General features: G+C 67.8%; 8 protein-coding genes. 1 reads left to right on the top strand and 7 read right to left on the bottom strand.

Features of this window, described 5'->3' with window-relative positions; translation table 11 throughout:
* Positions 1–21 precede the first annotated feature (21 nt).
* Together ACJH7A_RS16180 and ACJH7A_RS16175 are read right to left on the bottom strand one after the other, a co-directional pair.
* On the bottom strand, positions 22–996 hold the full coding sequence (locus ACJH7A_RS16180) for an MFS transporter (protein WP_406802334.1): 975 nt from the start codon (positions 994–996) through the stop codon (positions 22–24).
* Positions 993–1,775 carry an alpha/beta fold hydrolase gene (locus ACJH7A_RS16175; protein WP_406774428.1) on the bottom strand — a complete coding sequence of 261 codons (783 nt, stop codon included), beginning with the start codon at positions 1,773–1,775 and terminating at the stop codon, positions 993–995. The genes ACJH7A_RS16180 and ACJH7A_RS16175 overlap by 4 nt, the downstream gene beginning before the upstream one ends.
* Positions 1,776–1,829: 54 nt before the next feature.
* On the opposite strand from ACJH7A_RS16175, the gene ACJH7A_RS16170 reads away from it, so the two are divergent.
* Entirely contained in the window at positions 1,830–2,168 is a 339-nt protein-coding gene (locus tag ACJH7A_RS16170; protein WP_406774427.1) for a MerR family transcriptional regulator, read from the top strand.
* Positions 2,169–2,966: 798 nt separating this feature from the next.
* Here the strand turns inward: ACJH7A_RS16170 and pip are convergent.
* From pip to rsmG, 5 genes are all read right to left on the bottom strand, one after another.
* On the bottom strand, positions 2,967–3,926 hold the full coding sequence (gene pip / locus ACJH7A_RS16165) for a prolyl aminopeptidase (RefSeq protein ID WP_406774426.1): 960 nt from the start codon (positions 3,924–3,926) through the stop codon (positions 2,967–2,969).
* A gap of 26 nt (positions 3,927–3,952) precedes the next feature.
* Positions 3,953–4,711, bottom strand: a complete 759-nt coding sequence (locus tag ACJH7A_RS16160; protein WP_406774425.1) for an acetyltransferase — start codon at positions 4,709–4,711, stop codon at positions 3,953–3,955.
* Between the two features lie 232 nt (positions 4,712–4,943).
* Complete coding sequence (locus ACJH7A_RS16155; protein WP_212807806.1) at positions 4,944–5,969, bottom strand: ParB/RepB/Spo0J family partition protein; 1,026 nt, start codon at positions 5,967–5,969, stop codon at positions 4,944–4,946.
* A 2-nt stretch (positions 5,970–5,971) separates the two neighbouring features.
* Positions 5,972–6,841 (bottom strand): ParA family protein, encoded by an 870-nt coding sequence (locus ACJH7A_RS16150; RefSeq protein ID WP_020099888.1) that lies wholly within the window; start codon positions 6,839–6,841, stop codon positions 5,972–5,974.
* A 149-nt stretch (positions 6,842–6,990) separates the two neighbouring features.
* Positions 6,991–7,674: a 16S rRNA (guanine(527)-N(7))-methyltransferase RsmG gene (rsmG, locus tag ACJH7A_RS16145; RefSeq protein ID WP_406802333.1), complete on the bottom strand. Its 684-nt coding sequence runs from the start codon at positions 7,672–7,674 to the stop codon at positions 6,991–6,993.
* Positions 7,675–7,720: the final 46 nt, after the last annotated feature.

Below are 7,720 nucleotides of genomic sequence, written 5' to 3'. Positions count from 1 at the left end.
GCGTTCACCATGACTCGTTGATCACAACGCGTGAACCACGCCAGATCCGAAGTCCACCACTCCCCGGGACGCTATCGCCCAACACGCAAAGGCCGCTCCCCACAACAGAACTGCCGCGACGAACAACCCGCGCGAGCCAACCAGGCTCAGCGTCGCGAACGCAATCAGCAGACCCGTCAGGGCCGCGACCACGACGGCGTAACGGTGACGATCGAGCACCCGTCCGGCGACGACGACCGCCGCCAGCGCGGCGCCGCCATAGCCCAGGAGCAGAACCGGGAGCCCGGCGGCCGGGATCCCGATGTCGCCGGCCAACACCGTGATGAACGAATACGGGGCATAGGCGGCGGTCACCACCAGTAGCGTCAGTACGCAGACCGCCGCGACGGTGTGCGGCTCACCGGCTCGGCCTGCGGTCGGCGCCGTCACGGTACGACCGATATGGCGGGGAATCAGCACGGCAATGGCCGCCGCCAAGATCAGGGCAAGCACCGCCAGCACCAGCGACGCGGCTCTCCACCCGATGAGTAGGGAAAGCTGCGTCGTCAGTGGGGATCCCCCGGCCAACCCCAGTGCCGCCCCGACGAACACCAGCGCGGTCGCCTGCCCCGCACGGCCGGCGGGTGCGAGAGCACTGGCCAGCACCGGAGCCAGGGACCACACCGAACCATGCAAGATCGCGCCGACGACCCGGGCGAAGACTGCCCACCCGGGCGTCGGTGCGACGGCCAGCAGCAGTTGCGACAACGACAGTGAAGCCAAGGCGGCAGTCAGCATGACGCGATGCTCGACGCGACGAGTCGCCAGAGCCACCGGGATGATTGCCACACCAGCAGCCACCGCGTACACGCCCACCAACAGCCCCGCAGCGGGCACTGTCGTGTGCAGTCCGTCGGCCATCTGCGGGACGACGCCGACCGGAAACATCTCCGCGGCGAGATAAACGAAGGCGGCGGCAGACAGCACGGCCACCCGCCAGTGCCACCTGTCGGTCACAGCTGGTGCGCCAGCAGAAACTTCCGGATATCGGAGATCCATGTCCGCCCCTCGTCCGGTGTGAAGATGTGACCGGCGTCTGGATATTCCATCAGGACTGCGCCAGGTATGCCCGCTGCCAGAGCGCGCGTCGAGGACGGCTGCACGATGCGGTCCACACCCGCCGCCACGACCAACGTCGGGATCGCGACTTCCGCGAGGCGGTCGCGGAGGTCGATTTCGGCGGCCAGGGCAGCCTGCTGCGGACTGCCGGGCGGGATGCTCGCGCGGACGTCCGCCACAATCTCGTCGAGATTGCCGGCCTCGTCGAACGCCGACGGCGACGACACTGCTGTCAGGAACCGCGCCAGGACGTCACGGTCGTGCGCGGCCAGATAGCGCCAGACATCGACAACCAACCGCAACTGCGGATCGGCGTGCGCGAAGCCCACCGTCAGGACCAAGGCGCTGACGGCCTCGGGATGACGGAGTGCCGCGGTGATGGCAACCGCCGATCCCAGCGATAGGCCGACGATGGGGAATCGCTCGAAGCCGGCCGCTCGCCCGGCGTCGACGATCGCGTCAGCCAGATCGTCGACGCGGTAGGAACTCGCGGTCAACGGACTGGCTCCCGAGCCCGGATAGTCCACGCCGATCAGCGTTCGCTCGCCGGCCATCTCGTCCATGAGTTGGCCGAAATTCAGTGCGACACCGCCACCTGCTCCGTGCGCGAGAAGCAGGGCGGGACCGGAGCCGACGCGGGTGACCGTCGACGTGGAAAGTAGGGAATCGTTGGGCATGCGGCGAAGTTAAACCCTGACATCAGCGTCATGGTCAACCCGAGAGGAGTTCGCGTGCGCATCGGTGAAGTAGCGGCGGCAACCGGCAGTTCGGTCAGGTCGCTGCGCTACTACGAGGCGCAGGGTCTGATCGCACCGCGACGCCGGTCCAACGGCTACCGCGACTACCCCGCCGACACCGTGGAAGATGTGCGCCGCATCCGGATGCTGATCGACACCGGTTTCGGCGTACGCACCATTCGACAACTACTGCCCTGCATCGACGGCAGCGCGGTCGACATGTGCCCAGCCATCGCCGCCGCCATCAGACAGACACTGGCCGAGATGGACGCCCGCATCGACGACCTGAATCTCCGCCGCGCACGCATCGTCCAACTGCTGGACGGTCAGTAGCCGACTCGCTGGGGTGTGAAGGCGTCGGGTGCTGCATTCGGCTTCCCCTCCTCCCCTGCCCGCACTGGCGCGCCGTTCCGATCCCAGGCCGGGCAGCGCCCGCCAACGGTGCTCTTGGCAACACCGCTTCGCCGCGCACGCAACGGCGCCCCCCAATCCCGCACCGCGCAATTGCGGCGCCGAGGTCGCTCGCGCCGAGGACGTGCGGACTGCCTACGCGTACCCGACCAGACGTGGGTCTCGTGTCGCGGATCAATCGCAGCCGGGTATCGGTTGGGGAACGGCCTAGTGGTTCGGTCAGTCGGGCCGGCGCTCGGGAGCTTCACCGGCGGCGCCGGAATGGACAGCCGATGTGCGACCGACGTACCCACCCACCGACCATCGCGACAGCCACGTGGACCGCTGGCCGTGTCTTGCCCACGCCGCCGATTCCGATCAGAGACAAGCCGGCGCGGCGTCAGGGCGCCGCGCACTTCCGGCGTCCCGACTCGGTCGAGCGATGACGTTCGGCCGGCGGGACACAGGAGCCGCGCAGTGCTGCTCGGTTGGTCTGGCCGATACCGGTTCCGCGTCGGGCAGCCGTAACGCGCCGGTGTGGATTCCGGGCGATACCTACATGGCCGCCCCGCCGCACCGGCGCGATTCCAGCGCGCCACCGCGACCCACGTGTGACCGCAAGGACTCCGGTGTGGATGCCAGAGGGCGCGGCCGACGGCTGCCTGTCTGGCGGCCGGTACCGGTGTCGGAGCCCCGCGGACTCTGGTCGGTGTGGCCGATGTTTCACGTGGAACGGCCGCGCTATCTTCGCCGTGGAGTGAACCGTTCGACAGCGTCTGCAATCGCCGCCGCCATCGCCGGGCTGCCCGTGTGGCCCGAGTCCTCGATGATCCGGAGCTCGGCGCCCGGCCATGCCTGCGCGAGTTCCCACGCCGTCCGGACGGGCGCGGAGAGGTCGAGACGACCGTGGATCAGCACGCCGGGGATGCCGGCCAATCGGTGCGCATCCCGCAGCAGTTCACCCTCCTCCAACCATGCCGCGTGGGCGAAGTAGTGCGTGCAGATCCGAACGAAGGCCAGTCGGCCGGCATCGATCTTCGCCGAGTACTGACCCGGCTTCCCCAACGCCTCATGGGCTATCGCGGCGTCTTCCCACGCACACCAATCCTGCGCCGCCCGCTCACGCACAGCGGCGTCCGGGTGCTCCATCAACCGGCGGTAAGCCTCGACCAGATTGCCGTCCCGGTCACCCTCGGGCACACCGTCACGGAACCGCTGCCACTCGGCAGGACGGAAGCGCCGCAGTCCGCGGTACAGCCAGTCGACCTCCTGCGGCCGCGTCATCGTCACGCCGATCAGCACGATGCCGAGCACGCGATCCGGGTGCCGTTGCGCATAGGCGAGGATCAACGTGGACGCCCACGAGCCGCCGTACAGCAGCCAGCGATCGATGCCGAGATGACGGCGCAGCGCCTCCATATCGGCGAGCAGATGCGCGGTGGTATTGCACGACATGTCGGTCGACGGGTCCGCCGCGCTCGGCACGCTGTCACCGCATCCACGTTGATCGAACGCCACGATGCGGAAGCGCTCCGGGTCGAACTGTTTGTGTGCGTTGCGGGACCGGCCGGCGCCCGGGCCGCCGTGGACGATCAGAACCGGCTCCCCGACGGGATTGCCGCGGGTCTCCCAGTACATCCGGTTGCCGTCGCCAACGTCGAGCAGTCCGCAGTCGTCGGGCTTCGACGAGGCGTCAGGCACGCGTGTTCACCGTGGAACCCGCTCCCCTATCGACCGGTGTGCGGCGTCCACAGCGCGGGGCTGGTGACCGCCCCGACGGGCTGTTGCAAGGCGCTGCTCTCCAGCAGTCGCTCCAGCGCCGCCTCGACGTCCGCCTTCCAGCCGAGCCCCTGTTCGAGTTCCAGCCGCAGTCGCGGGAAGTAGGGGTGCGGCGCCACGATCTCGAAGCCGTTGTCCTGAAGGAAGTCCGCTTCGATCACGCACTGATCGACGGCGCACTCGCCGAACGCTTCGATCGTCGCCGCCAGCTCCTCCGGACAGGCCTGTGTCCCACCGAGGCGGGCCACCTCGGTGGTCCGGCCGAACGCCTCCAACGCGCGTACACCACGACGAACCAGATCGGCGACGACGGCGGCGATCAGGTGGCGCGACAGTCCGTCACCGTCGTCGGGGCAGTCGACACCGATCGTCGTCAGCAGGACGGCGTCGGGACTGACCGGCCCGGTGGGAAAGCGCCCGGCCCGCGGCACGGCGCGCGGCGGCGCATAGAACGCATAGCCCAGACAGGGCGCGTCATCGTTGGGGTCCTCGGCACGGTCCGGGTCGCACGCGACCGCCAGCTGTCCGCACGATCCCCACTCGAGCATGACCATCGACAGCCATGCTTCCTTCTCGAACTCCGGGTCGCTGAGGTGGTCGCTGTCCCCGAGTGCCGACGGATCGACTTCCCAGAAGACACAACGCCGCGCATGCTTCGGCAGCCGCTCGAACGATTCGAGGCGCAGCGGCGTGATTCGTGAACTCACCAGACTCCCGTCGTCCACCCGATCGGATCAGGCTGCTCTACCAGGATAAGAGACGCCGGCACCGTCGACTCGATTTGTTCAGTCGGGATCGACGTCGACCGGACGCTGAACTGTTCCACGTGAAACATCGCGCATCCCCTCCCCGTCCGACACTCCCCCGAACATCACCGTCACAGTGACGTAACGGGGCCTTGTCCCTGGTCGGGTTGTCGCAGACCCAAAATTGGGTCGGTTAGCCCTGTTCCGTCTTCATCAGTTCGACGATGCGCTGGAGGTCGTCAACCGAGCCGAACTCGACGACGATTTTGCCCTTGCGCTTGCCCAGGCTCACCGTGACCTTGGTGTCGAACGCGGTCGACAGCTGCTCGGCCACGTCCTGCAGACCGGGCATCTGGATCGGCTTGCGCTTGGGCGCCGGCGCCGGCTTGTCACCGTCGCGGTTGGCCAGCGTGACCGCTTCCTCGGTGGCACGCACGGACAGCCCCTCGGCCACGATGCGGGCCGCGAGCTCCTCCTGCTTCTCCGGCCCCCCTTCGAGCGCGAGCAGCGCCCGGGCGTGGCCGGCCGACAACACGCCCGCGGCAACGCGACGCTGCACCGCGATGGGCAGCTTCAGCAGCCGGATCATGTTCGTGATCACCGGACGCGACCGGCCGATGCGGGTCGCCAGTTCCTCGTGGGTGACGTCGAACTCCTCCAGCAGCTGCTGGTAGGCCGACGCCTCTTCGAGCGGGTTCAGCTGGACCCGGTGGATGTTCTCGAGCAACGCATCGCGCAGCATGTTGTCGTCCGCTGTCTCGCGGACGATCGCCGGGATCGCCGTCAGGCCGGCTTCCTGCGAGGCGCGCCACCGGCGCTCACCCATGATCAGCTGGTAGCGATGCGGTCCGGACGGCTGGCTCAGCTCGCGCACCACGATGGGCTGCATGAGCCCGAACTCACGGATGGAGTGCACCAGTTCCGCGAGCGCATCCGCATCGAAGACGCTGCGCGGCTGGCGCGGGTTCGGCTGGATGGCCGACGGCTCGATCTCGCGGTACACCGCGCCGATCGCCTCGGCTTCGGCCCTGGCCGCCGCGGCCGAATCTGCGGCTACCGCGCCATTGACCGGACCGGCCGGACCGCCACCGATCAACACGTCTGCAGCCGCAGACCCCATTCGCAGCGAGGTGTCCTGCTGCCCGTCCTCGGGTGCACCGGTCGGGATGAGTGCCGCCAGCCCCCGTCCGAGTCCGCTGCGCTTCTTCGGCTGCGACATCGTTACTTCCTCACTCCCGACTCGCCACGCTGGGCGAGTTCACGGCTGGCGTCCAGATAGCTCATTGCTCCACGTGATCCCGGGTCGTAATCCAGGATCGTCATGCCGTATCCCGGTGCCTCGGAAACCTTGACGCTGCGTGGGATGACGGTCCGCAAAACCTTATCGCCAAAGTGGTCTCGGACGTCCATCGCGACCTGGTCGGCGAGTTTGGTGCGGCCGTCGTACATCGTCAGGACGACTGTCGTGACATCCAACTGGGGGTTGAGGTGCGCCTTGACCATCTCGATATTGCGCAGCAGCTGACCCACGCCCTCCAGGGCGTAGTACTCGCACTGGATCGGGATCAGCACCTCGGGCGCCGCCACGAGTGCGTTGATGGTCAGCAGACCCAACGAGGGCGGGCAGTCGATGAAGACGTAGTCGAAGTTGTGGTCTTTGAGCGTCGCGAGGGCGTTCCGCAGCCGGGTTTCACGTGCCACCATGCTGACCAATTCGATCTCGGCGCCGGCCAGGTCGATGGTCGCCGGGACGCAGTACAGGCGCTCGTTGTGCGGGCTCCGCTGCAGTGCGCTCTCCAGGGTGATCTCCCCGATCAGCACCTCGTACGACGACGCGGTGCCCGGCCGGTGTTCGATGCCCAGCGCGGTGCTGGCGTTGCCCTGGGGGTCCAGATCGATGACCAGAACATTGAGTCCCTGCAGGGCCAGGGCCGCGGCCATGTTGACCGCGGTGGTGGTCTTACCGACCCCGCCCTTCTGGTTGGCGATGGTGAACACCCGCTGATGCGTCGGCCGCGGCAGCTGCTGTCCCTTGGCGCCGTGCAGGATCTGGACCGCGCGTTCGGCTTCCGCCCCGATCGGCGTATCCATCGTCACGCTTGGCCACGTTTCACGTGAAACATCAGACTCCCCGTCGCTACGCTCGCCCCTGGCATCGCTCACTGCCTTTCCTGATGTGGCGGCCGGGTCGGCCGCTGTCAAAACCTCGGCGGACTTGTCGCTCCCCCGGGCCGGCGATGTCATCGCCGGTTCTTGGCCGGTCGGCCGGTTGCCGCGCGCTTGGCTCCGCGCTTCGCCACGACCACGGTTGCGGGCGGAGTCAAATAGTTCACGCCACATTTCACCACCCTTACGTCCACAGCACCGAGTGAGTTGAGTGCCCGACGATGTTCGACGATCTCATCGGCCGCTCGCTCCCCCTTGAGAGCCAGCATCCGTCCGTCGACTTTGAGAAGCGGCAGGCTCCACTTCGCCAGTTTGTCGAGGGCGGCCACCGCTCGCGAGGTGACGACGTCGAGCTCTCCTGCCTCCGCCCGGACCGCGCGCTCCTCGGCGCGGCCCCGAATCACGGTGACGTCGATGCCGAGCTCGGTGACAACCTCCCGGAGGAAGTCTGCGCGGCGCAGCAGCGGCTCGATCAGGACCACGTGAACATCGGGCCGCGCCAACGCCAATGGGATGCCCGGGAGCCCGGCTCCACTGCCGATATCGCCGATTCGTTCGCCGCTGGAGACCAACTCACCTATAGCGGCGCAATTCATCACGTGACGGTCCCACAACCGGCCCACTTCCGACGGGCCGATCAGTCCGCGCTCGATTCCGTCGCCGGCGAGGATCTCGGCGTAACGGTGCGCAAGCTCGGCCCGGTCACCGAAAACGTCGACGGCGGCGGCCGGTGGGGATGGGGCTTCACCATGTTTCACGTGAAACGGCCTCCACTTTCCCCGCCAGCTCGCCGCCGACGAACAA

The organism is Mycobacterium sp. SMC-17, from assembly GCF_045310915.1.
In the GTDB taxonomy this organism is placed as follows: Bacteria; Actinomycetota; Actinomycetes; order Mycobacteriales; family Mycobacteriaceae; genus Mycobacterium.
Note: the sequence above shows the minus strand (reverse complement) of the source record. Positions and strands in the feature narration are given on the sequence as shown.